The following is a 24630-nucleotide window of genomic DNA, read 5'->3' as shown; positions in this document are numbered from 1 at the left end:
ATCGGTACACCCCGCCCGATGTTGGCACTCGCGACTGGTTTCGGCGGCAGGTCTCCTGGCTCGCAGCCCGGCGTTCCACCCGGGGGAGGAACCTCCGCTTCGCGCCGCCTTCCCGGTAATCCAGTGGCGAATGGCGCGAATACAGGCTGCATACAGTTGCGGGGGCAGCCACGGCTAGGCCCGGGCTTCGAAAAGACCGGGGCTCCGTGTTCCCTCTTCGGCCCTCGTTGGCCCCGCGCTAACGCGAAAGGGCCGGGCACCGACGAACGCGCTATTATGCCGCCCAGCCCGGGGCCGGGAAAACCCATTCCGTCCGGAAGCCGTCGCGGGCCCTTCACAGACGCATTTCAGGAGTATCGGAACCGTGTCATCGGCAGACTCGACGCCTCCCTGGCTGACCCTGGTGGGCATCGGCGAGGACGGTTATCCCGGCCTCGGCAAGCAGGCCCGGCGTGCCCTGCTGCAAGCCAGCCGGATCGTCGGCGCGGCGCGCCAGCTGGAACTGCTGCCACCGTGCATCGGCGGCGCCCGCGAAACCTGGCCGACGCCGTTCTCCCTGGAACCACTGCTGGCCCGGCGCGGCCAGCCGACCTGCGTGCTGGCCAGCGGCGACCCGATGCTGTTCGGCGTCGGCGCCAGTCTCGCCCGGCAACTGCCGGCGACCGAACTGCGGGTCCTGCCGGCGCCCTCCTCCCTGTCGCTGGCCGCCGCCCGCCTCGGCTGGGCCCTGCAGGAGGTCACCTGCCTGTCGCTGGTGGCGCGTCCGCTGGCGGCGCTGCAGGCACAGGTCCACGACGGCCGGCGCCTGCTGGTCCTCAGCAACGACGGCGACAGCCCGGCCGCCATCGCCCGCCTGTTGAACGCCCGTGGCTTCGGCGCCAGTCGCCTGAGCGTGCTGGAACACCTCGGCGGGCCGCTCGAGCGCCGTCTCGACGGCCTCGCCGGCGACTGGTCGCTGCCCCGCGCCGCCGATCTCAACCTGGTGGCGGTGGAATGCCGCGCCGGCGCCGGTGCCGTGCGCCTGCCGCTGACCCCGGGCCTGGCCGACGAGGCCTATCGCCACGACGGCCAGTTGACCAAGCGCGACGTCCGCGCCGTGACCCTGGCGCGCCTGGCGCCCTGCCCCGGCGAGCTGCTCTGGGACGTCGGCGCCGGCTGCGGCTCCATCGGCATCGAATGGATGCGCGCGCACCCCAGTTGCCGGGCGATCGCCATCGAAGCCAACGACGAGCGCCAGGAACATATCCGCCACAACCGCGACGCCCTCGGCGTACCGACCCTGCACCTGGTCGCCGGCAGCGCCCCGGAGGCGCTGCTGGAACTGCCCGAGCCGGACGCCATCTTCATCGGCGGCGGGGTCACCGCCGAGGGCATGCTGGAGACCTGCTGGGAGCGCCTGCGGCCCGGCGGTCGCCTGCTCGCCAACGCGGTCACCCTGCAGAGCGAACGGGTGCTGCTCGACTGGCAGCAACGCCTGGGTGGCGACCTCACCCGCCTCGGCGTCGCCCACGCGCGGCCGCTGGGCGGTTTCGACACCTGGCGCCAGGCCTTGCCGATCACCCTGCTGGAATTGCGCAAACCCGCCGCCAGGAAGCCTCCCCGCGATGCGTGAGGAAACCCCCGAGCAGCCCGCGCCGTTGCGCAGCGGCTACACCACCGGCAGTTGCGCCACCGCCACCAGCCTGGCGGCGGCGCGCCTGCTGCTGGGCGGCACGATCAGCGACGCGGTGCAGATCGTCCTGCCCAAGGGCCAGCAGGTGCTGATGCGCCTGGAATTCTGCCGCGCCTGGGAAAGCGGCGCGGAAGCCGGCACCCTCAAGGATGCCGGCGACGATCCCGACGTCACCCACGGCGCCCTGGTGTTCGCCCGGGTGCGCCTGAGCGCCGAGCCTGGCGTGCGCTTCCATGCCGGCCCCGGGGTCGGCACGGTGACCCGCCCGGGGCTGACCCTGGCGGTCGGCGAGCCGGCGATCAATCCGGTACCGCGGCAGATGATCGAACGCCACCTCGCCCAGCTCGCCGCCGAACGGGGCTACGCCGGCGGCTTCGAGGTCGCCATCGGCGTGGAGGGCGGCGCCGAGCTGGCGCTGAAGACCATGAACCCGCGCCTGGGCATCCTCGGCGGGCTGTCGATCCTCGGCACCAGCGGCATCGTCCGGCCGTTCTCCTGCTCGGCCTATATCGCCTCGATCCATCAGGGCATCGATGTCGCTCGCGCCAACGGCGTCCGTCACATCGCCGCCTGTACCGGCAACGCCAGCGAGGACGCCATGCGCCGGCGCTATGCGCTACCGGAGATCGCCCTGATCGAGATGGGCGACTTCGCCGGCGCGGTGCTCAAGCACCTGCGCAGGGCGCCGGTGGAAAAGCTCAGCCTGTGCGGCGGCTTCGGCAAGATCAGCAAGCTCGCCGGCGGCCACCTCGACCTGCACAGCCGCCATTCCAGCATCGACCTGCCGCAACTGGCCGGTTGGGCCGCCGCGCTCGGTGCCGGCACCGCGCTACAGGACAGCATGCGCGCCGCCAATACCAGCCAGCAGGCGCTGGCCCAGGCACACGCCGAAGGCGTGGCCCTGGGCGATGCGGTCTGCGCCCACGCCCTGCGCTTCGCCCGCGGCATCGTGCCCGCCGAGGTGGCGCTGGAAGTCTTCGCCATCGACCGCCAGGGCAACCTGGTCGGCCAGGCCTGCGAGGAGCGCCGATGAAGCGCCTGTTGCTGCTCGGCGGGATCGGTGAGGCCCTGGCCCTCGCCCGCCAGCTCGGTCCGGCGCATCTCTACAGCCTCGCCGGGCTGGGCAAGGTGCCCGGCGACCTGGCCTGCCGGGTCCGGGTCGGCGGCTACGGCGGCGCCGAAGGGCTGGCGGCGTTCATCGACGAGCAGGGCTTCGACCTGCTGGTGGACGCCACCCACCCCTACGCCGCACGGATCAGCCGGAACGCCGTGCGCGCCGCGCGACTGGCCGGAGTGCCCTGCTGGGCGCTGCGCCGGCCCGGCTGGCAGGCCGGGCCCGGCGACGACTGGCGCGAGGTAGCCGACTGGCGCGAACTGATCGCCGCCCTCGCACCCTTCCGCCGTCCGCTGTTCACCCTCGGCCGCGAACCGCTGGAGCATCTCGGCCAGGTCCCGCCGCACCAGCACTGGACCGTGCGCTGCCTGCAAGGCCAGCCGGCCGCGCCGCGCGCCGAGGTGATCGGCGCGCGCGGGCCGTTCAGCCTGGATGGCGAACGGGCGTTGTTCGAGCGCCTCGCCTGCGACGTACTGGTGAGCAAGAACAGCGGTAGCCAGGCCACCGAGCCGAAGCTCCAGGTGGCGCGGGAAATGGGCCTGCCGGTGCTGGTCCTGGCGCGTCCGGCGCTGCCGCCGGCGGACCGCGAGTTCGCCGACGGCGAGGCGCTGCTGACGGCGATCCGCGATTGGGAAAGCGCCTGAAGCGAACGCCCACCCACTCGCCGCGACCTGTCCCGCCTCCGTCTCCGGCGCCGCTCACGCCGCGCCGAGATGCTCGTAGAGAATGGTCGCGCCGACCAGGATCAGCACCAGCCCGCCGACCATCTCCGCGCGCTTGCCGGTCACCGCGCCGAGCGCCCGGCCGAGCATGGTGCCGAGGGTGACCATGGTCATGGTGGCCAGGCCGATGGCACCGGCGGCGAGGAAGATATTGACGTCGACGAAAGCCAGGCCGACGCCCACCGCCAGCGCGTCGATGCTGGTGGCCAGCGCCGTCACCGCGAGAATCCAGAACGAATGCTGGCCGGGCTTTTCCTGTTCCGTCGCATGATCCGCGCGCAGGCCGTTGTGGATCATGTGCAGGCCGAGCAGCACCAGCAGGACGAAGGCGATCCAGTGGTCCCAGTCGGCGACGAACTGGCTGGCGGCCTGGCCAAGCAGCCAGCCGACCAGAGGGGTGATCGCCTCGATCACGCCGAAGATTATCCCGGTGCGCAGCGCCTCCGACAGGCGCGGCCGATCCAGGCTGGAGCCCTTGCCGATGGCTGCGGCGAAGGCATCGGTGGACATGGCGAAGGCGAGGAAGATCAGGGAAACGGGATTCACGCGGATACTCCAGCCGGGCATGAGTCAACGACATGACCCCGCGGCCCGGCTTCGGCGCAGGAATGTCGTTGGTCTCACCAATCCGGTTGGATGCGCTGGCCATGGCAGGTTGCCAAGAATGTTGACCAGCGCGCCGTCAACGGGTGACGGCAGGCTACTCCCCAAGGAAGGCCGGCAGCATAGCAGGCCGGCGTGAAGAAAATGTGATGACCCGGGAAGCCACGCCAGGGCGCGGGGAAGAAAAATTGCACGGACGAATTGTTATACTATAACATTTCATCCAATCCAGATCGTTCAAGGCTTGACTGGAAACGGTGCGGATGTTCCCATCCGGCCCGTTCCAGGTGCCTCCTGCCGCCGCGCAGGAGGTGAAACGGGAAGCCGGTGCGTCACTTCGGTGATCAGTCCGGCGCTGCCCCCGCAACGGTAAGCGAGCGAAATCCTCTTCAGGCCACTGTGCTCCGGCATGGGAAGGCGAGGATTTCACGACCCTCGCAAGCCCGGAGACCGGCCTGCAACGCCCTGTTGGCACACCCGCGGTGGGCGGGAGCGAGCCGGTTGTTCGAGGCGCTGTCGCGCCTGCGATTTCCTGCGCGTTCCGTCCTGCCCGGTCATGAGATGGAACGCCCATGCCCCGCTTCAGCCGTTTGCGCACCGAGCCTTTCGCCCTCGGCCTCTCCACCAGCCTGCTTCTGGTGCCGCCTGCCTTCGCCGAAACCGAAGAAGCCGCCCTTGCCCTGCCCAGCCAGTTGGTCAGCGTTCGCCAGGACCCCGCCGAACTCGACCACATCGACCTCGCCACTCCGGTCGGCGCCGGTTCGCGCCTGGGCCTCAGCGCCCTGGACACCCCGGCGAGCACCAGCAGCATCAGCGGCGAGGAAGTTCGCCGACGCAACAACCCCAGCGTCCAGGCCGCCGTTACCCGCAGCCCCGGTATCAGCTTCATCGGCACCCCCGGAGATGGCGGTACCGGCCTCTCGGCGCGCGGCTTCAGCGGCCATGCGTCGGTGATGCAACTGTTCGACGGCACGCGCCTGTACACCGGCATGGGCACGGTGAACTTCCCCAGCGATCCGTGGATGGTCGAGCGCATCGACGTGATCCGTGGCCCGGCCTCGGTGCTGTACGGCGAAGGCGCCACCGGCGCGGTGATCAACGTAGTGCCGAAGAAGCCTTTCGCCGGCGAGATCCGCAACCACCTGCACCTCGGCTACGGTTCCTACGACAACCGCCAGTTGGCCCTGGACAGCGGCGGCTCGCTGACCGACAGCCTCAGCTACCGGCTCAACCTGAACCAGCAGCAGAGCCACGGCTGGATCGACCGTGGCGACTCGCGCAACCTGGGCATCAGCGCTGCGCTGCGCTGGCAGGCCAGCGACGATCTGGCCTTCACCCTCGCCCACGACTATGGCGACCAGGAGCCGATGAACGACTTCGGCACCCCGCTGGTCGGCGGCAAGTACCACAAGCGCCTGCGCGAGAAGAACTACAACGTGCGCAACGACGTGCAGCGCTACAACGACCAGTGGACCCGCCTGAGCAGCGACTGGAGCCTTTCCGACAACGTCACCGCGAGCAACCAGCTGTACTACATCAAGGCCCGCCGCCACTGGCGCAACGCCGAAACCTACGAATGGGACGTCCCGCGCGAAGAGCTGTTGCGCAGGGACTACCTGCGCATCAGCCACGAGCAGGAGCAGATCGGCGACCGCCAGACCTTCGCCTTCCAGCACGCCCTGTTCGGCCTCGACAGCCGCACCCTGGTCGGCGCCGAGTACAACCGCATCCGCTTCCGCCTGACCAACAACTCACCATACGAGGACGTTGTCGACGGCGGCGAAAGCATCGACCCCTGGCATCCCGCGCCCGGCTATTTCGAAAGCCGCTCGCCCTACCGGCCGCACTCGCGCAGCCAGACCCGCACCTTCGCCCTGTTCGCCGAGAACCGCCTGCAACTCAACGAGCGCCTGTCGCTGGTGACCGGGGTGCGCCGCGACCAGAACCATATCGACCGCGACGACCTGCGCGCCGGCACCCGCAGCGACCGCAGCCTGCGGGGCGGCAACTGGCGCGCCGGGCTGGTCTTCGCGCTGACCCCGGAACTGTCGCTGTACGGCCAGTACTCCACCAGCGAGGACGGTGTGAGCAACCTGATCACCCTCAACGCGGCCCAGCAGCAGATGGACCTGACCCACTCGAAGCAGACCGAGGTCGGCCTCAAGCAGCTGTTCCCGGACGGTCGCGGCGAATGGACCCTGGCCGCCTACCATATCGTCAAGAAGAAGCTGCTCAGCGCCAACCCGCTGCCGCCGCACGACGCGCAGCAGGTCGGCCAGCAGAGTTCGGACGGCCTGGAGGCCAGCCTGGAACTGAACCTGGCCCAGGACTGGCGGCTGTCGGCGAACGCCGCGCTGGTGCGTGCCGAATACGACGACTTCGACGAATCGATCGCCGGGCAGACCTACTCGCGCAACGGCAACCGCCCCAGGAACGTGCCACGGCGCACCGCCAACCTCTGGCTGGACAAGTCCTTCGCCGATACCCTGCGCGTCGGCGCCGGGCTGCGCTACGTCGACCGGCGCTACGCCGACGCCGCCAACCAGGCCAGCCTGCCCGGCTACACGGTGGTCGACGCCAACCTGGGCTGGCGGGTACGGCCGGACCTGACCCTCGGCCTTGAGCTGTACAACCTGTTCGACCGCCAATACGCCCTGGCTGACAACAACAACGGCCAGCAATGGATCATGGGCCAGCCGCGCTCGTTCAACGTCACCGCCGACTTCAGTTTCTGAAGCCGGCGCCGCGGCAATCGTCTCTGTTGAACCACCGGACCTGCGAGTAGCCATGTCGTCCCTTCACCTCGATGCCCTGCACTGGTCGCCCGACGCCTCCACCGAGCTGCTGCGCGGCGTGCACCTGGAAGTCCCGGCCGGCAGTTTCGTCGGCCTGATCGGCCCCAACGGCAGCGGCAAGACCAGCCTGCTGCGCTGCGCCTTCCGCTATGCGCGACCGCAGCGCGGTCGGGTGGTGCTCGACGGCGACGACCTCTGGCGCCAGCCGCCGCGCTGGGCCGCACGGCGTATCGCGGTGGTGTTGCAGGAATTCCCCGAGGACTTCGGCCTCGCCGTCGAGGACGTGGTCGCCATGGGCCGCACGCCGCACAAGGGCCTGTTCGACGGCCACGGCGCGGACGACCGCCAGCGGGTCCGCCAGGCGCTGCTCCAGGTCGGTCTCGAAGGGCGTGCAGCGAGCCCCTTCGCCAGCCTCTCCGGTGGCGAGAAGCAGCGTGCCCTGCTGGCTCGCGCGCTGGTCCAGGAGCCGCGCCTGCTGATCCTCGACGAACCGACCAACCACCTCGACCCGCGCTACCAGCTGGAGCTTCTGCACCTGCTGCGCGGCCTCGGCCTGAGCACCCTGGCGAGCTTCCACGACCTCAACCTGGCGGCAGCCTTCTGCGACCGCCTCTACGTGCTCGACGGCGGCCGCATCGTCGCCCAGGGTACGCCGGCCGAGGTGCTCGACGCCGACCTGTTATTGCGGGTGTTCGGCGTCCGCGCCCTGGTCGACCGCCACCCCCTCGCCGACCACCCACGCCTGACCTGGATTACCCAAGCATGAAGCACCCGATCCTGCACCACCTGCTGCTCGGCGCCCTGCTCGCCTGCACCGATGCCGCGCTGGCCGAGCGCTACCCGCTCAGCGTGCGCAGCTGCGAGCGCGAGGTGACGTTCGAGCGCGCGCCGTCGCGCGCGGTCAGTCACGACATCAACCTCACCGAGATGATGGTCGCCCTCGGCCTGCAGACGCGCATGGTCGGCTATACCGGCATCAGCGGCTGGTGGAAGAATGCCGATCCCGGACTGATCGCCGCGCTCAAGCCGCTGCCCGAGCTGGTGGCGCGCTACCCCACGGCGGAAACCCTGCTCGATGTCGACGCCGACTTCTTCTTCGCCGGCTGGGGCTACGGCATGCGCGTCGGCGGCGACCTCACTCCGGCCAGCCTGGAGCCGCTGGGGGTGAAGGTCTACGAGCTGAGCGAATCCTGCGCACAGATCGCCGCGCCGCGCCGCGCCAGCCTCGACGAGCTGTACCGCGACCTGCGCAACCTGGGACGGATCTTCGACGTCGAATCGCGCGCCGAGCGCCTGGTCGCCAGTCTCCAGGCACGCATCGAGCGCGCCCGCGCCGGCATCCCGGCGAACGCCGAGGCGCCGCGGGTGTTCCTCTACGACAGCGGCGAGGACCGCCCCTTCACCTCTGGCCGCCTGGGCATGCCGCAGGCGCTGATCGAGGCCGCCGGCGGTCGCAGCGTGACCGACGACGTGGCGGCCAGTTGGACCCAGGTCAACTGGGAAAGCGTGGTCGCCCGCGATCCGCAGGTCATCGTCATCGTCGACTACGGCGAGACCAGCGCCGCGCAGAAACAGCGCTTCCTCGAAGAGAACCCGGCGCTGCGCAGCCTGACCGCGATCCGCGAGCGACGCTTCATCGTCCTGCCCTATAACCAGGCCACGCCCGGCATCGGCAACGCCGCGGCGATAGAAACCCTGGTCGCCGGCCTCCACCCTCGGGCGCCACGTCCATGACCCTGTTCCGCAGCCCCCGCGCCTATTGCCTGCTGCTGGGCGGCCTGGTCATGTTGCTCGGCCTGTCCTGCGTGGTCGCCCTCGGCTTCGGTCCGGCGCGACTCGACAGCGGCCTGGTCGGCCGCATCGTCCTCCAGCGCCTGTTCGGCGTGGCGGCGGAGCCCGGCGCCTGGAGCGCCGGCCAGGAGCACATCGTCTGGCTGATCCGCGCCCCGCGGGTACTGCTCGGCGCCTGCGTCGGCGCCGGCTTGGCGCTGGCGGGAGCGGCGCTGCAGGCGGTCACGCGCAATCCGCTGGCCGATCCGCACCTGCTCGGCGCCACCTCCGGCGCGACCCTCGGCGCGGTGTTGGTGGTGCTCTACATCGGCGAGGTAATCGGCCTGCTGACCCTGCCGCTGGCGGCCTTCCTCGGCGCCCTCGGCAGCATGCTGCTGGTGCTCGGCGTGGCCAGCCGCGGCGGCCGCCTGGGCAGCGACCGGCTGCTGCTGGCGGGGGTCGCGGTGTCCTTCGTGCTCCTGGCGCTGGCCAACCTGCTGCTGTTCCTCGGCGACCACCGCGCCGCCTCCTCGGTGCTGTTCTGGATGCTCGGCGGCCTCGGCCTGGCGCGCTGGTCGTTGATCTGGCTGCCGGCGCTGTGCGTGGCCGGCGGCCTGCTGGTGCTGCTCGGGCTGGGCCGTGCGCTGAACGCGCTGATGGCCGGCGAACAGACCGCCGTGACCCTCGGCCTGGACGCCCGCCGCGTACGCCTGTGGGTCTTCGTCTGCTGCTCGCTGCTGACCGGCGTGCTGGTCTCGGTGAGCGGCGCCATCGGCTTCGTCGGTCTCATGCTGCCGCACGCCGCGCGCCTGCTGGTGGGTGCCGAGCACCGCCGACTGCTGCCGGTGTGCGCCCTGCTCGGCGCGCTGTTCCTGGTCTGGATGGATGTCGCCGCGCGCACCCTGATCGCCCCCCAGGATCTGCCCATCGGCATCGCCACCGCGGCCATCGGCGGGCTGTTCTTCATTCTCCTGCTGCGTCGCCGCAACTGATCAGAACAGATCCAGCGGGATCTTCAGGTAGCGCACCCCGTTGCTTTCCACCGGCGGCAGGTTGCCGCCGCGCATGTTGACCTGGATCGCCGGCAGCATCAGGGTCGGCATGCCGAGGGTGGCATCGCGCTGCTGGCGCATGGCGACGAACGCCTCCTCGTCGACGCCTTCGCGGACGTGCACGTTGTGCCGACGCTGCTCGCCGACGCTGGTTTCGCAGCGGTGCTCGTCGCGGCCGGGAGCCGTGTAGTCGTGGCACATGAACAGGCGGGTCGCGTCGGGTAGTGCGAACAGGCGCTGGATCGAGCGATAAAGCTGGCGCGCGTCGCCGCCGGGGAAATCGCAGCGGGCGGTGCCGTAGTCGGGCATGAACAGGGTATCGCCGACGAAGGCACTGTCGCCGACCAGGTAGGTCATGCACGCCGGGGTATGCCCCGGGGTATGCAGCGCGCGGCATGCCAGGGCACCGATGCGGAACGACTCGCCGTCCTCGAACAGGTGCTCGAACTGGCGGCCGTCCACCGGGAACGCCTCGCCGAGGTTGAACAGGCCGGAGAATTTCGCCTGCACCTGGGTGATTCGCGCGCCGATGGCCAGGCGCCCGCCCAGTTCGCGCTGCAGGAAGATGGCCGCCGACAGGTGGTCGGCGTGCACGTGGGTCTCCAGCAGCCACTCCACCTGCAGGTCGTGCTGGCGAACGTGGGCGATCAGGCGTTCGGCGCTGGCATGGCTGGTACGCCCGGCGGCCGGGTCGTAGTCCAGCACCGGGTCGACGATGGCGCAGGCGCGGCTGGACGGGTCGCGCACCACATAGCTGTAAGTGGAGGTGGCCGGATCGAAGAAGGCGGTGATATCGGGTTTCAGCATGGGGGTTCCTTGCGCGGCGTGCTGACGGCGGCCGCGCCATGGCTACGGATCGTCCCACCATAGCCAACCCGGGCCTCGCGTACCAACCCACAGGTTTGTCAGGAAGCTACCGGACCGCCTCAGAGCAGCAGGGCGGCCCAGGCCGATGCCAGCAACAACAGCGCCATGCCCTGGTTGAAGCGCTTCATCAGCGACGGCGAGCGCAGCAGCCGCGCGCTGCCGACGCCGAGCAAGGCCCAACTGGCCAGGCACGGCAACGAAACCAGGAAGAACAGCAATGCCAGCAGGCCGATCCGCCCGGCCTGTCCGGCCCCCTCCCCGGCGAACAGCGCCAGCGCGGCCAGGGCCATCATCCAGGCCTTGGGATTGACCAGTTGCAACGCCGCGCCGCCGAACACGCCGAGGCGCCGCGGCGGCTCCGTGCCGTCGATGCCGCCAGCGCTGCGGAACAGGCTCCAGGCCAGGTAGCTGAGCCAGCCGACGCCGAGCCAGGCGAGCCCCTGCTGGAGCAGCGGGTGGCGTCGCAGCAGCTCGCCCAGGCCGAGCCCGAGCAGCAGGATCAGCGCCGCCACCGCCGCGCAGGCGCCGAGTACGATCGGCCAGGCGGCAGCCAGGCCGTGGCGCTGGCTGTTGCTCAGGACCAGGATGTTGGTCGGTCCGGGGGTGATCGAGGCAACGACGGCGAACAGCAGGAAAGGAACGAGGGATTGCATGGACAGGCTCCTGTGGCGGGGGAAGCCTTCATCCTGGCGGCGCGCCGGGCCTCAGTCTGGAAGCTGGGTGCACTGCCTGCGGTAGGCCGCCGGGGTCATCCCGTAGGCGCGCCGGAACCAGCGGCCGAGATGGCTCTGGTCGGCGAAGCCGAGGGCGCCGGCGAGGTCCGCCGGTTGTCCGCCGACAGCGAGCATCTGCCGCGCCTTGGCCAGGCGCAGCTGGACCAGGTAGGCGTAGGGCGGCAAGCCGTAGGCGGCCTTGAATGCACGGTTCAGGCGGAAGCGGTCGGTGCCGCAGGCACTGGCCAGTTCGTCCAGGCCGATGTCCTGGTAGAAGTGCGCGTGCAGGTAGTCGCGGGCTTTCTGCGCTACCAGCGGCAGGCGCGGATCGAACGGCTTCGCCTCGCGCCAGCCCAGGTGCACGCGCAGCCGCTCCAGCACCAGCTCCAGGGCGGTCTGCCGCAGCAGCCGCAGCTCGCGGCCATGCAGGACGCGGAAGGCCTGGGCGATAGCCAGGGTCAGGCGCGGGTCTTCGGTGAGGTTGGCGTGGAAGCCGGGGTCACGGTCGCTGGGCGCGTCGTCGAAGGTCGCCCGCAGTTCGCGCCGCAGCCAGTCAGGTTGCAGGTACAGCATCGAGTAGGTGAAGCCGCCGGCGATCGGCGCGCGGCCGTCGTGGATCTCTCCCGGTTCGACCAGGAATACCTGGCCGGCGGTGCTGTCGTGTCGGCGTCGGCGACAGTTGAATTGCTGCACGCCGATCTCGGTGTAGCCGATCAGGTAGCTGTCGTGCCAGTGCGGATCGTAGGCGTGGCCCTCGAAATGGGCGCGCAGGGTCTCGATCCCGGTCTCGGCGTCGCGGGCCAGGTCGATCCAGTCTCGGCTGCCCATCGTGCGTCAGGTCTTCCCACTCGTTGGTTTCGTCGCCGCGACTATAACGCGCCCGCCCCGGGGTTCTAGAAGATTCGTGCAGTTGGCTGCGCTCCTCCGGAGGCGGGAATTGATCGGCGTTTCTGGACAATCTATCCAGGTCGCCGCGATTACTCCGCAAGGCCGCCCTCCCTAGACTGGGTTCTCCACTCACCGCAGGAGAACCACCCCATGGTCGACCACTCCATCCAAGGCAAGACCGTCCTCATCACCGGCGGCGCCAAGAACCTGGGCGGGCTGATCGCCCGTGATCTCGCCGCCCACGGAGCGAAGGCGATCGCCATCCACTACAACAGCGCCGCGAGCAAGGCCGATGCCGACGCCACCGTCGCCGCGCTGCAGGCAGCCGGAGCCAAGGCAGTAGCGCTGCAGGGCGATCTCACCAGCGCCGCAGCCATGGAAAAGCTGTTCGCCGACGCCATCGCCGCGGTGGGCAAGCCGGACATCGCCATCAACACCGTTGGCAAGGTGCTGAAGAAACCCATCACCGAGATCAGCGAGACCGAATACGACGAGATGAGCGCGGTCAACTCCAAGTCTGCGTTCTTCTTCCTGCGCGAAGCCGGCAAGCACGTCAACGACAACGGCAAGATCTGCACCCTGGTGACCTCCCTGCTCGGCGCCTATACCCCGTACTACGCCGCCTACGCCGGCACCAAGGCGCCGGTGGAACACTTCACCCGCGCCGCCTCCAAGGAATTCGGCGCGCGCGGCATCTCGGTCACCGCGGTCGGCCCGGGCCCCATGGACACGCCGTTCTTCTATCCCGCCGAGGGCGCCGACGCGGTGGCCTACCACAAGACCGCAGCGGCGCTGTCGCCCTTCTCCAGGACCGGCCTGACCGACATCGAAGACGTGGTGCCGTTCATCCGCCACCTGGTCAGCGAAGGCTGGTGGATCACCGGCCAGACCATCCTCATCAACGGCGGCTACACCACCAAGTGACCCAGGTGCCGGTCGCCGCCACGGCGACCGGCACCTACCCGGGAAGTCTCCATGCACGTGACCCTGGTAATCGCCGGCGGCATCGTCCTGCTCGGCCTGTTCCTGCTCTTCGGCAAACTCTGGGATGCCGGGCCGGCGCTCGCAGCCGGCCTGTTCCTGCCGACCTGGCTGGCCGTCGCGCTGGTCAACCTGTGGGTCGGCGTCCAGCACGCCGGCTATGGCTTGCGCGAAGAACTGCCGATCCTGCTGCTGGTCTTCCTGGTCCCGGCGGCCCTGGCCGGCGTGGCGATCTGGCTGGCGCCGCGCTAGGCGGCGGCGCTTCAGACGCGGAAACGCCCGACCAGCCGCGCCAGTTCCGAGGACAGCTCGGACAGCCGACGACTGGCCCCGGTACCCTGCTCCGAATGTTCCGCCGCCTGGGCGGAAAGCTCGCGCACCTCGCTGATGTTGCGGGCGATTTCGTCGATCACCCGGCTCTGCTCCTCGCAGGCCGAGGCGATCTGCGCGGCGAGGTCGTTGATCCGCCCCACCGCGTCGCCGGTGGCGGCCAGCACACCGTCGACCCCGGCGGCGCGCTCGACGCTGTCGCGCGCCTTGAGACTGCCCGACTGCATGGCCCGCACGGCGTTCTGCACCCCGGCCTGGAGGCGCTCGATGCGCGCCTGGATGTCCTTGGTCGAATCCTGGGTGCGCGCCGCCAGCGCCCGTACCTCGTCGGCCACCACGGCGAAACCGCGACCCTGCTCGCCAGCCCGAGCGGCTTCGATGGCGGCGTTGAGGGCAAGCAGGTTGGTCTGTTCGGCGATGCCCTTGATCACCGTCAGCACCGCGTCGATGCTGGCGGTTTCCTGGGCCAGTTGCTGGATGCTCTCGGAACTGCTCTCCACTTCCTGCGCCAACTGGCGGATCACCTCGATGGTCGCTTCCACCACGTTGGCGCCCTCGCGCGCCTGCCGGCGAGCGTCATGGGCCACCTGCGCGGCGCTCTGGGCGTTGCGCGCCACTTCGTGGACGGCGCTGCTCATCTGCGTCGCGGCGGTGCTGACCTGGTCCACCGACGCGTGCTCGCTGTTGATCAGACGATCGTTGGCGGCGGTCATGCCGGCCAGCGAACCGGCGGAATCGGCGACCTCGCCGGTGACCCGGCCGACCTCGCGGATCAGCGGCTGCAACTTGTCGAGGAAGGCGTTGAAGGCGCTGCCGAGGCGGCCGGGTTCGTCGCGCGAAGTGACCTCCAGGCGCACGCGCAGGTCGCCATCGCCGTTGGCGATCTCTTCCAGGCGTTGCAACAGGCGCTGCAACGGACGGGTCACCAGGCCGGGGAACATCAGCACCAGCGACAGGCAGACCAGCAGGCCGAACGCCACCAGCGCCACCTGCTGCCAGCGGTGGCGCTCGCCCAGCGCGGAGGATGCCTCGCCGTCGGCGGCCGCGGCCGCCTCTTCCATTTCGTCGAGCTGGTTGATCACCTCGCGCATCGCCCCGAACTGGCGATCGCTGTCACCGTAGCTGAGCTGCGCCGCGGCGCTCGGATCGCTGGCCGCCAGGCTCAGCACCCGCGCCGAGGTCGCGCTCCAGAGGGCATAGCCGCGCTCGAACTCGGCGACCTTGGCCAGTTCCGCCTCGCCCGGCTGCATCGCCGCGTACTGGCGCACCCGATCCAGGGCCTGCTGCAGGTTTTCCGCGTGATCGTTCCTCAGGCCGGCGATCTGCTCGGCGCTCAGGTGACCCTCGAGCAGGCTGCGCTCGGCGACGAAGGCCTGGTAGAGATCGCGGTCGGCGTTGAGCAGCAGGGCGATGCCGGGGAGAAAACGCTTGCCCAGGCGCTGGTTGGATTCGTTCAGCTGGGCGATGCCATGCACGCCGAGCGCGCCCACCAGCAGCAGAAGCACCGCCAGCAAGAGGATAGGCAGGGCGATTTTCCTGCGGAACGACAGGTTAGCGAACCATTGCAGCATGCCGGCATCCTCGCTCGTGGCTTTCCAGGCTATCGGTCGCAGCACGACCGATCTTGAGCGACCGTACATCCGTGCCAGTAGGAATCAGACTAGCAGGCGCAGGGTTTCGAACAGGCACCGGTCATCCTTCTTCGCCGAACGGGCGCGGCGCCGGATTGCTGAGGGCGCCGCCGCGCCGGGTAACGCCGGACCAGGTGTTCGGCGCGCCGCGCAGCGAGCGCCTGCGCCAGTTCCTCGCCGGCAACCTGACATGAGCCCGGGCTCAGCGCGACGGCGCGAGGAAACGCACGAAGACCAGCTCCGGATCGCCTTCGTCGAGGTTGTCGATCACCCCGCTCGGCTGGAATCCCTCGCGCTCCAGCAGGCGCCGCATCGGCAGGTTGGAGCGGTTGCAGGAAGTGAACAGGCGGTCGCCGCGACAGTCGTCCCGCGCCTGCCGCAGCAACGCGCTGGCGATGCCGCGCCGGCGGCAGTCGGGCGCGACCATCAGCAGGGAAACGAAGTCGCGGCCGAAGAAGCTCCGCTCCAGCACCGCGTAACCGAGCAGCCGCCCGTCCTCCTCCGCCACGCGGCACTGCTCCTGGGCGAGCCGCTCGACCAGAAAGCCACGGCGCCCGGCCTGCTCGCGGGCGATCGGGTCGATGGCCAACAACCCGGCGAAGTCGGCCGGGCGGCCCGTACGGATGGAAAGCGCTGACGACGACATGCGACCTCCGGATGGCGACCGCCGCATCCTAGACGTTTTCACAGGTCAGGGCACGTCGCCGCGGCGCATGATCTATAGTCGCCCGGATCAGCCCCAGAGGATGCCGGACATGCCCCGTTCGATCGTCATCATCCACGGCTGGAGCGACGATTCGAAGTCGTTCCGCCGCCTCGCCGAACAGCTGGAAGCCTGGTTCGGCAGCGCGCCGACGCAGATCCGCCTCGCCGACTGGATCTCCCTGCAGGACGACGTCACCTACGCCGACCTCGCCGCCGCCCTGGATCGCGCCTGGACCGCCCAGGGACTGTCGCGGGCGCCGCGCACGGTTGACGTGGTGGTGCACAGCACCGGCGCCCTGGTGCTGCGCGACTGGCTGACCCGCCATTTCGACCCCGCCAGCGCGCCGGTCAAGCGCTTCCTGATGCTCGCCCCGGCCAACTTCGGCTCGCCGCTGGCGCACAAGGGACGCTCCTTCATCGGTCGCGTGCTGAAAGGCTGGAACCGCTTCGTCGGGCAGACCGGCACCCAGGTGCTGAAGGGACTGGAACTGGGCTCGCCGTACTCCTGGCAACTCGCCGAGCGCGACCTGTTCGGCGCCGAGGCCTGGTACGGCGCCGGCCGCCTGCTCGCCACGGTGCTGGTGGGCAATGTCGGCTACAACGGCGTCGAAGCCATCGCCAACGAGGCCGGCGGCGACGGCACGGTGCGGATCGCCACGGCGAACCTCAACGCCTGCCGCCTGAGCCTCGAACTGGATGTCCGCCAGCGCGCCAGGCCCGGCTGGCGCCTGGAAGAATCGCGCGGCGAGATCGCCTTCGCCATCGTCGATGGCGAGAACCACGCCAGCGTGGCGCTGAAGGACCGCGGGCCGAAGAACCCGCATACCCTGGAGCTGATCCGCGCCGCGCTGGAGGTCGAGGACGCCGATTACCGGAGCAGCGGCGCAAGCTTCCCCTGGCAGCGCCGCATCGATCAGCTCGACCCCGGCATCGAGCGCCGCTCGCCGCGCTACCTGAACCTGGTCAGCCATGTCTGCGACGACCTCGACCAGGAGGTGCGCGACTACTTCATCCAGTTCTTCCGCAAGCTGAACAGCGACCGGCGTTTCGAACAGCGCTTCTACGAGCAGGTCATCGCCGACGTCCATCCCTACGAAGACAACCCCGCCTACCGCTCGCTGTACCTGTCGATCGAGTCCCTCGACGACCTGCTCGCCGGCTTCGCCGTGGACACCCTGTCGCTCAGCGTTTCGGCCCAGCCGCCGTTCGATCCGCCGCGCCAGCCGGTCGGCTATACCGCGGTGGGCCCCGGCGACAGCGAAGGCCTGGCAATTCCGCTGGCGCAGGTGCCGCGCTTCCTCGCAGCCCACCGCACCCTGCTGCTGCGCATCCGCCTGACGCGCCTGGTGGACAGTGGCGTATTCGTCTTCAGGAACCCCTGAGTCGGCGCCCGGCCCTCGCCGCTGGGCAGCCACCCAGGCCGGGCGCAGGCGATCACGGTTGGCCTTCGGGCCACTCGACCCGCTGCAATGGCGCGCCGCCGCGCCCGAGGCGATGGACGATGCCGCTGCCCCGGCGCAGATCGACCCGCACCAACCGCCCGCCTTCCTCTCCACGGCCGCTGAGAAGCAGGTTGTGGGCATCCAGGCGGAACAGCCGTTCCGGACGCTCGATGGGCAGCCCCAGGGTCCAGAGCAAGCTGCCATCGGCGGAAACCGAGCTGAGCAGCAGCTCGCTACGCTCGGCCAGGCTGCGCCGGTGCAGCACCAGCCAGTTGCCGTCGACTCGCCAGGGCCGGCGCGCCAACCTGGAATCGCCGCCCGGCAGCGCCGAGGCATAGCGACGGTACAACGCCTCCTCGCGCGTCTGCTCGTCGCGCCGGCGACGGTACTCGGCATCCGCCGCCGCCTCCAGGTCGGCGACCCGCTCCCGCCAGGCATCGTGCGCGGCGATCCAGCGTCGCCGTTCCTGGCGGTAGGCGTCGCGCGCCGCAAGGAACGCACGGGTACTGGGAAAACGCTCCACGCGCTCGTCGAACTCTTCCGGCGGCTGCGGCTCGGGCGGCAGCGACGGACGCTGGCGCTGCCGCTCGGACGGTCGCTCGAGCAGCCGCTGCGGCTCTTCGGCAGCGGCTGGATCGGGCAGCAGGCCAGCCTGCAGGAAGGCCGCGTCGAGCAGCGGACGCAGTCGGTTCTCCGCCGGCGACCGCCAATCCAGGGTGCCCAGTGACAGGCGCTGGCGTCGCGCCCGTTGGTTCGCTGCCGGCAGCGCCTCGCCACGCTCCAGCGCGCGGGCTTCGTGATCGCTGGCGAGGATCAGCAGGCGTCCGTCGGGCAGGCGCGTCAGGCCCGGCGCCTGCCAGTCGATCCCGGCATTCGCCGGCATCGGGTCGCCGTGGAAATACCGCGCGGCATCGACTTCCGGAGCTTCGCGCAGGGCCAGGCTGTCGCCGTCGAGGAACCAGACGCGACCGTCCAGGGCGAGCATCAGCAATCCGCCCCGGCCTTCGTCGTAGCGATAGGCGTCCTTCCCCCAGGGCGCCGACTTCAACGGCAGGCCGCCAGTGCGCTGCTCCAGATCGTCGAACGCCAGCGCAGGGGCGGCGTCGCGCCGGTCGAGTACGTAGAGTTCGTTGCGCAGGAAGAACAGGTAGCGCGACGACTGGCCCAGCAGTTCGCCGGAGCCCCAGTCGTCGCCGCGCTCGTTGTCGGCATCCAGGCGCGTGCTCCAGCGCAGGCTGCCGTCCTCCAGGTCGACCACCTGGGCATAGCTGCGGCTGCTGCCGTGTACCACGCCGTTGTCCACTTCGTTGGCGCGATAGTCGTCGAGGGTGAACGCCAGGTAGGAATGGCCCTGTTCCTCGAAGACCAGTTGCGGCCCGCTGAACCCGGCCTCGTCGTACTGGCCGAGAACGAAATGGATGGCCACCGGCAAACCGACCAGCAGGCCCACGCCGAGTACCGCCCAGAGTACGGCGAAAAGCATCGCTCCCTTCTTCATGCAACTCCCGTGCGTCCCGCGATCCTGGGACCGTCGCCCACAGGCAACGGCATGAACGGCGCATTCTAGGGAGCCGCCGGCCTCGCTTCAAAGGCGGCAAGCGGCCATCAGTGCCCCATGCTCACGGGCTTTTCGCCCCCAGCAGGACGCCGAAACCGACCAGCAGGGCGCCGAAGAACTGGTCGATGCGCCGACGGAAACGCAGGAGCCGGCCGCGCACCGCCGGGCTCGAGAGAAAGCAGGCGACCAGGCCGAACCAGGCCACGTGGGCGACCGCGATGAAGACCCCGTAGCCCAATTGCGCCGGCAACGCGGTATGCGGATCGATCACCTGCATGAAGAGGCTGACCACGAACAGGCAGGTCTTCGGATTGAGCGCATTGGTCAGGAAGCCACTGCGCAACATCGCCCAGGACGAAACCCCGGCGCCGCCCGCCACCTCGTCCGCCACCGCAACCTCCCGCGCCAGCAGCATGCGCAGGCCGAGGAACACCAGGTAGGCGGCGCCCGCCAGCTTCAGCGCGGTGAACAGCGCCAGCGACTCGCGCACCAGCACGCCGACGCCGAGGATGCTGTAGCCGACATGTACCGTTACCCCCGCGCCGATGCCCAGCGCGGTGAGCAGGCCGGCGCGGCGGGAATACAGCAGGCTGTTGCGCGAGACCATGGCGAAATCGGCGCCGGGGCTGATCACCGCGAGTACGGTGATGGTCAGGAAAGCTAGCAACTCTGTCATGCCTGGAAGGCTCCAAGGTAGAATGGACGACACAATCTACCGGTCTCCAGCGCCGAGCGAGAACGATGAATACTGACAATCATGGTGAGGAAAACTCACCATTCAGGCGCCGTCGCCTGCCCTCGCTGAACGCCCTGCGCTGCTTCGAGGCCGCCGCCCGCCTGGAGAACTTTTCCCGTGCCGCCGAGGCCCTGTGCCTGACCCACGGTGCCATCAGCCGCGCCGTGCGGACCCTGGAGGAGGAACTCGGTTGTGCGCTCTTCGAACGCCGCGGCCAGCGGGTTTTCCTCAGCGAGGCCGGCAGGCGCCTGCTCGCCGGCACCGGCCCGGCCCTCGACCTGATCGAGCGCACCGGCGAGACCCTGCGCGCGGAGGCCGGCCCCACCGCGCTGGTGCTGTCCTGCGAACCGACCTTGCTGATGCGCTGGCTGATCCCGCGGATCGCCGGATTCATGCAGGAACAGCCACGACTGTCGATCCAGCTGGTCGCCGGCGGCGGGCCGTTCGCCTTCGGCCGCGGCATCGACCTGGCGATCCGCCGCAACGACTTCCCCTGGCCGCCCGGCAGCCATGCCCACTGGTTGTTCGACGAGCAGGTCGGGCCGGTCTGCCGGGCGAGCGACGTCGAACGGCATTTCCACCTCGATGCAGGCCCGCCCGGGCTTCGCGCCGTCGCACCGCGCCTGCACACGGCGACCCGCCCGCAAGCCTGGAACACCTGGACCCGTCTCGCCGGACAGGCGCCGGCGACGACCGAAGGGCAGCGCTTCGAGCACTTCTACCTGAGCCTGCAGGCGGCCGGCGCCGGACTCGGCGTGGCCATCGGTCCCTGGCAACTGGTGCGCGACGATCTGGCCGCCGGCCTGCTGGCGGCGCCACTGGGATTCCTCGCCGACGGCAGCAGCTATCACCTGCTGACCCCGCGACCGTTGCAGGCCGGAGAGCCTGCCACGCTGCTGCTGGAATGGCTGCGCCGCAGCGCGGCGGCCTGATGCGGCCCGCTCAGGGCCAGGCGCGTAGCGCCCGTTCGACCACCGCCAGCAGGCGCTCGCAAGGAACCCGGTCCTTGGCCTGCACACTGAGGCCGAACAGCACGGTGGCATAGAAGGTCGCCAACTCCTCCACGTCGGTGTCCGCCGCCAGGTCGCCGTCAGCGATGCCGCGCCGCCGGCGACGAGGCGCCGATCGCGCCCTCGCCGATCCAGGCCAAGGCCCAGGTGTTCATCGCCGCACTGGCGAGCGTCGAACGCAAGCGGCTGTTCGTCGCCTGCCTGCTGCTGTTCGCCGCGGCCAATGCGCTGGCCGGCCCCTCGCGCGAAGGACGCGCCGTGGCGCTGGTGTTCTTCGACATCGTCGCCGCCACCGTGCTCGGCATTCCCATCGGCACGCTGATCGCCGACGCCTGGGGTTGGCGCCTGGCATTCGCCGCACTCGCCGCGCTGGCCCTGGCCAAGGCGCTGCTGCTGGCCGCCCGGCTGCCGCGCATTCCCGGACGGCCGGGCATCTCGCTGCGCAGCCAGGCGAGCGTGTTGCGCCAACCGCTGGTGCTCGGCCACCTGTTGCTGTCGCTGCTGGTCTTCACCGGCATGTTCACCCGCTACACCTACCTGGCCGACATCCTCCAGCGCCTGGCCGGCTTCAGCGGTTCGCTGGTCGGCTGGACGCTGATGGGCTTCGGCGCGGTAGGCCTGCTCGGCAACTGGCTCGGAGGGCGCCTGGTGGATCGCAGCCCGCTGGGCGCAACCCTGCTGTTCGTCCTGCTGATGGCGCTGGGCATGCTCGCCCTGGTGCCGCCCCTCGGCAACGCCTGGCTGCTCGCCGCCGCCCTGGCGACCTGGGGCGTGGCCCAGGCAGCACTGTTCATCGTCGGCCAGGTGCGGGTGATGAAGTCCGCGCCACGGGCCCCGGCGTTCGCCGCCTCGCTGAACATCTCCGCCTGCAACGCCGGGATCGGCATCGGCGCCCTCGCCGGCAGCCTGGTGATCGACTTCCTCAGCCGCGTTCGCTGAGTCGTGCCGGTCCGGGCGATCAGAACTGCTCGCCCGGGCAGAACAGGCAGCGCAGCAGCAGGGTCATGAGCACGACAGCGCCGGAAACCAGCAGGTAAGGCAACGGGGAGAACAGGTCGTCCTGGTCCTGGCCATCGTGCTCACTACTCATGCTCACCTCGAGAATCGTCATGGCGGAAAAGACACAGGATATGCACTTGCCGTCCTTGCAAGTGCACGGCGAAGTGTTCGAAGACTATAGAAACGAAGCGATCGAGTTCAATTACATCTGTGTCAGCTTGCTGTCGGTAAAACGTCAGCGGAAAGACAACGGAATATATTTCCGATAATGCTTGCGAGGTCTGCCGCGCCCCGCTCCAGGCTCTGCCGGCGTGGCGCGAGCGCTGCGGCGAAGGAAAAACCAACTTATAATGATCCCGACCCGGAATTATTCCGCCAAGTGGCTTCCGTTTCGGGAAAAAGCCACTCGCAGCACTGTTTCGGTGCAATAACGTCACATTTGAAAGTTTCGATTAAGTGCTCCGTTATCGATTAGCCATAAATACGTTTGATCGCTCTCCGGACGCTTCATAATTGCACGCCTTCACTCTCTGCGAGGCATCCCGTGAGGCATCCAGCGACCGTCTACAGCCCGCCTGCCCACCGACTTCGGCCTGTTCGTGGTACCCAGCTTCAAGGACACCGCGCTGTTCGCCTGGATTTCGCAAACCTGGAACCTGAGCTGGGAGGCATTCGAGAAGCCCTTCGACGCCGTTCACCGCGTGGTCGGCCTGTGGCTGAGCACCTCGGTGGTGCTGCTCCATGCGCTCGCCGCCGGCTACCACCAGTGGGTCCGCCGCGACGGCACCCTGGAGCGCATGCTCGGCCGTCGCCAGCGCCGCTGAGCGGGGCCCTTCGTCGGCTCTCGCGGCGGACCGGCGACGATCTGCTATAGGGATAGGGACACGCAGGAAAAACCTCGCCGCCCCGAGGCTCCTCCGTGGCAACCACAGGCGTCGCGCAGGTAGCCGGGTCGGCCTCCGACAGAGAGGAGCATGCCATGGCCAGCCTGCACTGCCAGCACCGCAGCTACACCATCACCGCCGACGTCGTCGAGCATCCGGGCATCCCTACGCCCTGGGCCGGTGGCTGCCACATCACCGATCCCGAAGGCCACACCAGCAAGCGCATCGCCCTGCCCGTGCGCTTCGCCTTCCTCGCCGACCTGGAAAACGCCCAGCGCGCCTCCATCGCCCACGGCAAATGGCTGGTGGACCAGCGCCTGGACCGCGGCAAGGCGCTGTTCTGAAGCGCACAACGAAAACGGCCCTCGCGAGGAGGGCCGTCGTTCAGCACGGCGCGGCTCAGGCGCTGCCGGCTTCAGCGGTTTCGCTGCGCCGTCGCGACGGCGCGCCATGGCTGTCGTCGCCGGCCAGCGGCACTTCGTTGCCCTGGGCGTCGTACAGCTTGCCGTCGAGGAAATAGTCGCCTTCGTGCAGGGCGGCGATGTCCTGGTAGCGCAGGGTCCGCTCGCTGGCGGCGACGAACACCGACTGCTGGTCGGAGTTGCCGGCGGTGAAGTGGTTGAACGCCAGGTTGAGCAGGATCGCCATGATCGCCGAGGAACTGATGCCGGAATGGAAGATGGTGGCGAACCAGCTGGGGAAGTGATCATAGAAGGTCGGCGCGGCGATCGGGATCATGCCGAAGCCGATCGAAGTGGCGACGATGATCAGGTTCATGTTGTTGCGGTAGTCCACCTTCGACAGGGTGCGGATGCCGCTGGCGGCGACCGTGCCGAACAACACGATGCCGGCGCCGCCGAGCACGGCGGTGGGTACCGCGGCGATCACCCGGCCCATCACCGGCAGCAGGCCGAGGATCACCAGGAACAACCCGCCGGTGGCGACCACGTAGCGGCTCTTGATCCCGGTCACCGCCACCAGGCCGACGTTCTGGGCAAAGGCGCTCTGGGTGAAGGAGCCGAAGATCGGCGCCAGCATGCTGGAGAACATGTCCGCGCGCAGGCCGTTGCCCAGGCGCCGCGAGTCGACCTTGGTGTCGATGATCTCGCCTACCGCGAGGATGTCCGCCGAGGTTTCCACCAGGGTCACCATGATCACGATGCACATCGAGATGATCGCGGCGACCTGGAAGGTCGGCATGCCGAAGTGGAACGGCGTGGGAAACGCCACCAGCGGGCCTTCGGTGACCTTGGAGAAGTCGGCCATGCCGAGGAACACCGCGATGACGGTGCCGATGACCATCGCCAGGAGGATCGACAGGCGCGAGATCGAGGCGCTGCCGAGCTTGCTCAGCAGCAGCACGATGACCAGGGTGATCGCCGCCAGGCCGATGTTGGCCATGCTGCCGAAGTCCGGCGCGTGGCTGTTGCCGCCCATCGCCCAGCGCGCGGCGACCGGCATCAGGGTCAGGCCGATGGTGGTGATGACGATGCCGGTCACCAGCGGCGGGAAGAACTTGGTGATGCGCGAGAAGATCGGCGTGATCAGCAGCCCGATCAGCGAGGCCGCCATCACCGCGCCGAGCACCGCGGGAATGCCGCCGCTGCCACCGCTGCCGATGATCGCCACCATGGTCGCCACGCCAGCGAAGGACACCCCCTGGACCAACGGCAACTGGCAACCGAAGAACGGCACGCCGAGCGTTTGCAACAGGGTCGCCAGGCCGCCGGCGAACAGCGAAGCGGCAATCAGCAGGCCGATGTCGCCGGGCGCGAGGCCGGCGGCCTGGCCGAGGATCAGGGGGACCGCGACGATACCGCCATACATGGTCAGCACATGTTGCAGGCCGTAGGCCATGTTGGCGCCGACACCGAGGTTCTCGTCTTCAGGCCGTGGAACGGGTGGGGTTCCGGAGGACGTCGTTTTCATGGTGCGCTGTTCTCGCTTTTATTGTTGTGCGCACACTGTAGACAATTCGATCCGAAAATATCCAGACAAATGTATACAAAATTTCCGACAAATCTGTGACAGCGCTGGTGCCAGCCACTTCCGCTCGCGCGCTTATCCGCGCGCCAGAGGGTTTCCTTCCTGCTGCACCATCCTCCCAGCCCCGACCAACGGCCATGGGCCCGAGCCGAAGGGCATTAACGATAGAAAG

22 protein-coding genes, 5 pseudogenes and 3 riboswitches are annotated in these 24630 nt (G+C 69.2%); of the genes and pseudogenes, 15 read left to right on the top strand and 12 right to left on the bottom strand.

All coding sequences use genetic code 11. The annotated features are described in order from the left end of the window. Positions 1-27: 27 nt before the first annotated feature. Positions 28-279: riboswitch (cobalamin riboswitch) on the bottom strand. Positions 280-364: 85 nt separating this feature from the next. The 3 genes from LE197_RS04080 to LE197_RS04070 are packed head-to-tail and all read left to right on the top strand — an operon-like array spanning position 365 to position 3430. Then, a complete protein-coding gene (locus tag LE197_RS04080) occupies positions 365-1612 on the top strand; it encodes a bifunctional cobalt-precorrin-7 (C(5))-methyltransferase/cobalt-precorrin-6B (C(15))-methyltransferase (protein WP_033970365.1) in 1248 nt (415 codons plus the stop codon). Next, positions 1605-2705 (top strand): cobalt-precorrin-5B (C(1))-methyltransferase, encoded by a 1101-nt coding sequence (locus LE197_RS04075; RefSeq protein WP_057388835.1) that lies wholly within the window; start codon positions 1605-1607, stop codon positions 2703-2705. Before LE197_RS04080 ends, LE197_RS04075 begins: the two co-directional genes overlap by 8 nt. Beyond that, positions 2702-3430 (top strand): cobalt-precorrin-6A reductase, encoded by a 729-nt coding sequence (locus LE197_RS04070; RefSeq protein WP_033976012.1) that lies wholly within the window; start codon positions 2702-2704, stop codon positions 3428-3430. The genes LE197_RS04075 and LE197_RS04070 overlap by 4 nt, the downstream gene beginning before the upstream one ends. A 54-nt stretch (positions 3431-3484) precedes the next feature. Here LE197_RS04070 and mntP read toward each other — a convergent pair whose 3' ends face one another. Beyond that, on the bottom strand, positions 3485-4054 hold the full coding sequence (gene mntP, locus LE197_RS04065; RefSeq protein WP_057388834.1) for a manganese efflux pump MntP: 570 nt from the start codon (positions 4052-4054) through the stop codon (positions 3485-3487). A 9-nt stretch (positions 4055-4063) separates the two neighbouring features. Beyond that, a riboswitch (yybP-ykoY riboswitch) is annotated at positions 4064-4229 on the bottom strand. Between the two features lie 150 nt (positions 4230-4379). Beyond that, a riboswitch (cobalamin riboswitch) is annotated at positions 4380-4585 on the top strand. Positions 4586-4683: 98 nt separating this feature from the next. Here mntP and LE197_RS04060 point away from each other — a divergent pair. Genes LE197_RS04060 through LE197_RS04045 form a run of 4 tightly spaced genes read left to right on the top strand, consistent with a single transcriptional unit; the run spans position 4684 to position 9668 of the window. Further along, positions 4684-6846, top strand: coding sequence for a TonB-dependent receptor (locus LE197_RS04060; protein WP_121348280.1), 2163 nt, complete (start codon positions 4684-4686; stop codon positions 6844-6846). Positions 6847-6898: 52 nt separating this feature from the next. Next, positions 6899-7672 carry an ABC transporter ATP-binding protein gene (locus LE197_RS04055; RefSeq protein ID WP_083556300.1) on the top strand — a complete coding sequence of 258 codons (774 nt, stop codon included), beginning with the start codon at positions 6899-6901 and terminating at the stop codon, positions 7670-7672. After that, positions 7669-8640 (top strand): ABC transporter substrate-binding protein, encoded by a 972-nt coding sequence (locus LE197_RS04050; RefSeq protein WP_110193727.1) that lies wholly within the window; start codon positions 7669-7671, stop codon positions 8638-8640. Before LE197_RS04055 ends, LE197_RS04050 begins: the two co-directional genes overlap by 4 nt. Next, a complete protein-coding gene (locus LE197_RS04045; protein ID WP_033970377.1) occupies positions 8637-9668 on the top strand; it encodes a FecCD family ABC transporter permease in 1032 nt (343 codons plus the stop codon). Before LE197_RS04050 ends, LE197_RS04045 begins: the two co-directional genes overlap by 4 nt. On the opposite strand, the gene LE197_RS04040 is transcribed toward LE197_RS04045, so the two are convergent. The 3 genes from LE197_RS04040 to LE197_RS04030 all read right to left on the bottom strand — a co-directional run bounded on the left by LE197_RS04040 (position 9669) and on the right by LE197_RS04030 (position 12136). Continuing rightward, positions 9669-10535 (bottom strand): MBL fold metallo-hydrolase, encoded by an 867-nt coding sequence (locus LE197_RS04040; RefSeq protein WP_196752263.1) that lies wholly within the window; start codon positions 10533-10535, stop codon positions 9669-9671. Positions 10536-10654: 119 nt separating this feature from the next. Then, positions 10655-11248, bottom strand: a complete 594-nt coding sequence (locus LE197_RS04035) for a LysE family translocator (RefSeq protein WP_033976002.1) — start codon at positions 11246-11248, stop codon at positions 10655-10657. A gap of 51 nt (positions 11249-11299) precedes the next feature. Then, positions 11300-12136 carry an AraC family transcriptional regulator gene (locus LE197_RS04030; protein WP_033976001.1) on the bottom strand — a complete coding sequence of 279 codons (837 nt, stop codon included), beginning with the start codon at positions 12134-12136 and terminating at the stop codon, positions 11300-11302. 210 nt (positions 12137-12346) lie between these two features. On the opposite strand from LE197_RS04030, the gene LE197_RS04025 reads away from it, so the two are divergent. Both LE197_RS04025 and LE197_RS04020 read left to right on the top strand, forming a co-directional pair. Further along, a complete protein-coding gene (locus LE197_RS04025) occupies positions 12347-13120 on the top strand; it encodes an SDR family oxidoreductase (RefSeq protein WP_033970380.1) in 774 nt (257 codons plus the stop codon). Between the two features lie 51 nt (positions 13121-13171). Further along, a complete protein-coding gene (locus LE197_RS04020; protein ID WP_003101434.1) occupies positions 13172-13429 on the top strand; it encodes a hypothetical protein in 258 nt (85 codons plus the stop codon). A gap of 11 nt (positions 13430-13440) precedes the next feature. Here LE197_RS04020 and LE197_RS04015 read toward each other — a convergent pair whose 3' ends face one another. Both LE197_RS04015 and LE197_RS04010 read right to left on the bottom strand, forming a co-directional pair. Then, entirely contained in the window at positions 13441-15078 is a 1638-nt protein-coding gene (locus LE197_RS04015; RefSeq protein WP_033975998.1) for a methyl-accepting chemotaxis protein, read from the bottom strand. A gap of 84 nt (positions 15079-15162) precedes the next feature. Beyond that, a pseudogene (locus LE197_RS04010) lies at positions 15163-15237 on the bottom strand (hypothetical protein); the annotation flags it as partial. Positions 15238-15260: 23 nt separating this feature from the next. Here LE197_RS04010 and LE197_RS04005 point away from each other — a divergent pair. Next, positions 15261-15332: pseudogene (locus LE197_RS04005) on the top strand (hypothetical protein); the annotation flags it as partial. An 8-nt stretch (positions 15333-15340) separates the two neighbouring features. Here the strand turns inward: LE197_RS04005 and LE197_RS04000 are convergent. Next, positions 15341-15784: a GNAT family N-acetyltransferase gene (locus tag LE197_RS04000; RefSeq protein ID WP_071535570.1), complete on the bottom strand. Its 444-nt coding sequence runs from the start codon at positions 15782-15784 to the stop codon at positions 15341-15343. A gap of 109 nt (positions 15785-15893) precedes the next feature. On the opposite strand from LE197_RS04000, the gene LE197_RS03995 reads away from it, so the two are divergent. Beyond that, positions 15894-17225: an esterase/lipase family protein gene (locus LE197_RS03995; RefSeq protein ID WP_196752264.1), complete on the top strand. Its 1332-nt coding sequence runs from the start codon at positions 15894-15896 to the stop codon at positions 17223-17225. 52 nt (positions 17226-17277) lie between these two features. On the opposite strand, the gene LE197_RS03990 is transcribed toward LE197_RS03995, so the two are convergent. Next, on the bottom strand, positions 17278-18783 hold the full coding sequence (locus LE197_RS03990; RefSeq protein WP_318840980.1) for a PA2928 family protein: 1506 nt from the start codon (positions 18781-18783) through the stop codon (positions 17278-17280). Between the two features lie 121 nt (positions 18784-18904). Then, positions 18905-19519 carry a LysE family transporter gene (locus LE197_RS03980; protein ID WP_033970386.1) on the bottom strand — a complete coding sequence of 205 codons (615 nt, stop codon included), beginning with the start codon at positions 19517-19519 and terminating at the stop codon, positions 18905-18907. A gap of 65 nt (positions 19520-19584) precedes the next feature. On the opposite strand from LE197_RS03980, the gene LE197_RS03975 reads away from it, so the two are divergent. Beyond that, positions 19585-20511, top strand: coding sequence for a LysR family transcriptional regulator (locus tag LE197_RS03975; RefSeq protein WP_003122498.1), 927 nt, complete (start codon positions 19585-19587; stop codon positions 20509-20511). Positions 20512-20521: 10 nt separating this feature from the next. On the opposite strand, the pseudogene LE197_RS03970 reads toward LE197_RS03975, so the two are convergent. Continuing rightward, positions 20522-20692 (bottom strand): annotated as a pseudogene (locus LE197_RS03970) (TetR/AcrR family transcriptional regulator); the annotation flags it as partial. 53 nt (positions 20693-20745) lie between these two features. Between LE197_RS03970 and LE197_RS03965 the strand changes: the two are divergent. After that, positions 20746-21507 (top strand): annotated as a pseudogene (locus tag LE197_RS03965) (MFS transporter); the annotation flags it as partial. A 40-nt stretch (positions 21508-21547) separates the two neighbouring features. Here LE197_RS03965 and LE197_RS36755 read toward each other — a convergent pair. Continuing rightward, complete coding sequence (locus tag LE197_RS36755) at positions 21548-21679, bottom strand: hypothetical protein (RefSeq protein ID WP_033976105.1); 132 nt, start codon at positions 21677-21679, stop codon at positions 21548-21550. A gap of 481 nt (positions 21680-22160) precedes the next feature. Between LE197_RS36755 and LE197_RS03960 the strand changes: the two are divergent. Then, a pseudogene (locus tag LE197_RS03960) lies at positions 22161-22412 on the top strand (cytochrome b/b6 domain-containing protein); the annotation flags it as partial. A 155-nt stretch (positions 22413-22567) separates the two neighbouring features. After that, positions 22568-22816, top strand: coding sequence for a hypothetical protein (locus tag LE197_RS03955; protein ID WP_003091048.1), 249 nt, complete (start codon positions 22568-22570; stop codon positions 22814-22816). A gap of 55 nt (positions 22817-22871) precedes the next feature. Here LE197_RS03955 and LE197_RS03950 read toward each other — a convergent pair whose 3' ends face one another. Next, a complete protein-coding gene (locus LE197_RS03950; RefSeq protein ID WP_033970391.1) occupies positions 22872-24401 on the bottom strand; it encodes a nucleobase:cation symporter-2 family protein in 1530 nt (509 codons plus the stop codon). Positions 24402-24630: the final 229 nt, after the last annotated feature.

Source organism: Pseudomonas sp. PS1(2021), assembly GCF_020405165.1.
GTDB classification, from domain to species: Bacteria; Pseudomonadota; Gammaproteobacteria; order Pseudomonadales; family Pseudomonadaceae; genus Pseudomonas; species Pseudomonas aeruginosa.
The sequence above is the reverse complement of the archived record's forward strand: the minus strand, read 5'-3'. Positions and strand labels throughout refer to the sequence as shown.

Excerpts from the sequence above, each read along its gene's own strand:
- LE197_RS04040 (WP_196752263.1), bottom strand. The coding sequence starts at position 10,535 with ATGCTGAAACCCGATATCACCGCCTTCTTCGATCCGGCCACCTCCACT.
- LE197_RS03995 (WP_196752264.1), top strand. The coding sequence starts at position 15,894 with ATGCCCCGTTCGATCGTCATCATCCACGGCTGGAGCGACGATTCGAAG.
- LE197_RS03950 (WP_033970391.1), bottom strand. The coding sequence starts at position 24,401 with ATGAAAACGACGTCCTCCGGAACCCCACCCGTTCCACGGCCTGAAGAC.
- LE197_RS04050 (WP_110193727.1), top strand. The coding sequence starts at position 7,669 with ATGAAGCACCCGATCCTGCACCACCTGCTGCTCGGCGCCCTGCTCGCC.
- LE197_RS36755 (WP_033976105.1), bottom strand. The coding sequence starts at position 21,679 with ATGAGTAGTGAGCACGATGGCCAGGACCAGGACGACCTGTTCTCCCCG.
- LE197_RS03955 (WP_003091048.1), top strand. The coding sequence starts at position 22,568 with ATGGCCAGCCTGCACTGCCAGCACCGCAGCTACACCATCACCGCCGAC.
- LE197_RS04035 (WP_033976002.1), bottom strand. The coding sequence starts at position 11,248 with ATGCAATCCCTCGTTCCTTTCCTGCTGTTCGCCGTCGTTGCCTCGATC.
- LE197_RS04060 (WP_121348280.1), top strand. The coding sequence starts at position 4,684 with ATGCCCCGCTTCAGCCGTTTGCGCACCGAGCCTTTCGCCCTCGGCCTC.
- LE197_RS03980 (WP_033970386.1), bottom strand. The coding sequence starts at position 19,519 with ATGACAGAGTTGCTAGCTTTCCTGACCATCACCGTACTCGCGGTGATC.
- LE197_RS03990 (WP_318840980.1), bottom strand. The coding sequence starts at position 18,783 with ATGAAGAAGGGAGCGATGCTTTTCGCCGTACTCTGGGCGGTACTCGGC.
- LE197_RS04075 (WP_057388835.1), top strand. The coding sequence starts at position 1,605 with ATGCGTGAGGAAACCCCCGAGCAGCCCGCGCCGTTGCGCAGCGGCTAC.
- LE197_RS03975 (WP_003122498.1), top strand. The coding sequence starts at position 19,585 with ATGAATACTGACAATCATGGTGAGGAAAACTCACCATTCAGGCGCCGT.
- LE197_RS04070 (WP_033976012.1), top strand. The coding sequence starts at position 2,702 with ATGAAGCGCCTGTTGCTGCTCGGCGGGATCGGTGAGGCCCTGGCCCTC.
- LE197_RS04025 (WP_033970380.1), top strand. The coding sequence starts at position 12,347 with ATGGTCGACCACTCCATCCAAGGCAAGACCGTCCTCATCACCGGCGGC.
- LE197_RS04055 (WP_083556300.1), top strand. The coding sequence starts at position 6,899 with ATGTCGTCCCTTCACCTCGATGCCCTGCACTGGTCGCCCGACGCCTCC.
- LE197_RS04000 (WP_071535570.1), bottom strand. The coding sequence starts at position 15,784 with ATGTCGTCGTCAGCGCTTTCCATCCGTACGGGCCGCCCGGCCGACTTC.
- LE197_RS04045 (WP_033970377.1), top strand. The coding sequence starts at position 8,637 with ATGACCCTGTTCCGCAGCCCCCGCGCCTATTGCCTGCTGCTGGGCGGC.
- LE197_RS04020 (WP_003101434.1), top strand. The coding sequence starts at position 13,172 with ATGCACGTGACCCTGGTAATCGCCGGCGGCATCGTCCTGCTCGGCCTG.
- LE197_RS04030 (WP_033976001.1), bottom strand. The coding sequence starts at position 12,136 with ATGGGCAGCCGAGACTGGATCGACCTGGCCCGCGACGCCGAGACCGGG.
- LE197_RS04015 (WP_033975998.1), bottom strand. The coding sequence starts at position 15,078 with ATGCTGCAATGGTTCGCTAACCTGTCGTTCCGCAGGAAAATCGCCCTG.